Genomic DNA, 2148 nt, shown 5'->3' with positions numbered 1-2148 from the left:
CTTCCCGATCTCGAGCATTAAACTTTGATGGGTTCTGTTTATAAACTTCGTTCGCTGCTAGAAAACTCTTCGGTGTTTCGATCTATTATCATCAAAATTTGTTGAGATACTCGATTCTGGCATTGCTTGATAGTCTGCTTGAGTAGAGAGTGTTTTTTGTAGGTCATAATAGTCATTCTGGAGTATTTTCAAATATGAAAGATTGACGCACTAAATAATTAGCATGAGTTTAAGAGATTTTTCGACAAGAAACACAGTCGGTCAATTTCAGGATCAAACCGATGTGTTGGCTGAATAATATGTCTCTCAACTAATCTCATAAATCAAGGGATTAAAATTATATTAGGATTCGAGAATTTCGGATTTTTTATTATTATTTAGTTTTGAATTCTTAGCTAACGTAACTATACCATTAAACATCATGATCGATAGTTATTAAATTTTGTCAAATATTTAGTAGCTATGCTTGTACAAATTAACTAAGATATTTGACATTGTTTGACTATATATGACCATATTTATGTACAACGTTTATTATACTAGAAAATCAAAAAGTATTGCCAAATTAAATCCTTATTACATCCTTTGTGGTTTAATAATAAATAGGTATAGTTTCCCTTATATGCTCCGAAACAGTTTATGAAAGATACAAATACTGAACCAGACAAAGTTGGTACAACAGAAGCAGCATTTCTTCTAAATATTTCTACTGCCAGACTCAGGTTACTTCTCAGGCAAGGTCGTCTGAAAGGGGCTAAAAAAGTTAAACGCTTTTGGGTAATTCCTTTAAATGGCCGAGGAATGCCAGAAATTACCCCCGGTCGTCGAGGCCCTCAAGGAACTTGGAATAAAGGATTCCGTACAGGTAATACTTTTATCCATGTACTGCGAAGAGAAATTGACCATAACCGAGACCACGGCACATCTCTTCCAGCCATTTCTGTCAAACAAGGAGACAGAAATGACCGTTGCCACGAAGTAGAAATTCTGGGAAATTGTAAAATCGTCTATCGACCTCATAAACCTAACAGAAGTCAAGCTGGTGGTGCCCGCCTGTGGATTGAAGTAGAGCCGGATGTGGAAATTATTCGTAAATTTTTCCGAGATACGGAACTAGACGAAAATCAACCTCAAGGTTCTAGTTAATTGAGAGTCTGATTTTTAAATTCAACTAATTTTTATCTATATTAAATAGTGGTGTCGGCTTGTTTAACTTTGAAGTTGGCATTGTAGATTGTTGTGCAAGTAATTATTATAGTATTTGTGGCAATACTAACCTTTAGAAAAATCATTTTTTTAGGGTAGGTGAGCGATCGCCTTCATATATTTGCTTGGGCAATTTTTCTCCCCCAGCCTCTAATTTATATTTTTTCTGAAGCAAATGTTTAGGCTAGAGGAAAATTTCCCAGATACTCAGATCGAGAAACTATTATGAATGACCACCTCCTCTATAACTCCTATTTCTTCTGTAGAGGCAGGCGTTTCGCTGCGCCACATGAAACGCCCCTACTACTCCCTACCTCAACAAAAGGCGTTGGTAATTGGTGGGATGATTTTCTAGTAGGGGTAATACCCATCACTTACTCTGGTTAAATATTTAGAGGTATTAGTGGGACTTACACAACTTAACTGGCCAAATTAGACTATAATGCTTGTAAATCAATAATTTTACGTCGAAGCGATCGCTCTTCTATGAGAGAAACAACCCCTGCTGCAATGCCCCCTTGCTTTGAAAAGTGGTGCAAACAGTTTGATGATTGTGGGAAAAACCTCACGGGGTGACAAGGTAGCTGAAAGCTATATATAGAGGTGGACTTATCAAATAAGCTGAAGAATAGTTCAACTAAAATCGAACTATTATTGAGAATAGATGGGGGTGTGGTGCGTTCGCGGAGCGTTGCGGAGCGCAGTATCGCGCCACACCCCCCACAGTAGGTTGATTATTTATTCAAATAACTGGCAAAACAGTTAAAAATCCGATCAAAAAGGGTTGGTAATTACAAATAAAAATTAATAAAAGAGAATATATTAGGCTTTGATCAAAACCAGATCGAACAAAAGTTGAGTCCATCTCAAATAATAACATTACAAATATTATTATACTTAACATCAGTACATAAAACCGTACAAATATCAAAATTAAGTACT

At 36.3% G+C, this 2148-nt stretch carries 3 protein-coding genes; 2 read left to right on the top strand and 1 reads right to left on the bottom strand.

Annotated elements, in window-relative coordinates; translation table 11 throughout:
• Positions 1 to 38 precede the first annotated feature (38 nt).
• Positions 39 to 167 carry a hypothetical protein gene (locus F6K22_RS39320; RefSeq protein ID WP_293110431.1) on the bottom strand — a complete coding sequence of 43 codons (129 nt, stop codon included), beginning with the start codon at positions 165 to 167 and terminating at the stop codon, positions 39 to 41.
• Positions 168 to 639: 472 nt separating this feature from the next.
• Between F6K22_RS39320 and F6K22_RS39315 the strand changes: the two genes are divergently transcribed.
• Both F6K22_RS39315 and F6K22_RS39310 read left to right on the top strand, forming a co-directional pair.
• The gene (locus F6K22_RS39315) at positions 640 to 1146 is read left to right on the top strand and encodes a DNA-binding protein (protein ID WP_293110429.1); all 507 of its coding nucleotides are present in this window, start codon (positions 640 to 642) and stop codon (positions 1144 to 1146) included.
• Between the two features lie 289 nt (positions 1147 to 1435).
• The gene (locus tag F6K22_RS39310) at positions 1436 to 1561 is read left to right on the top strand and encodes a hypothetical protein (protein ID WP_293110428.1); all 126 of its coding nucleotides are present in this window, start codon (positions 1436 to 1438) and stop codon (positions 1559 to 1561) included.
• Positions 1562 to 2148: the final 587 nt, after the last annotated feature.

The organism is Okeania sp. SIO2F4 (assembly GCF_010672385.1).
In the GTDB taxonomy this organism is placed as follows: Bacteria; Cyanobacteriota; Cyanobacteriia; order Cyanobacteriales; family Microcoleaceae; genus Trichodesmium.
Note: the sequence above shows the minus strand (reverse complement) of the source record. Positions and strands in the feature narration are given on the sequence as shown.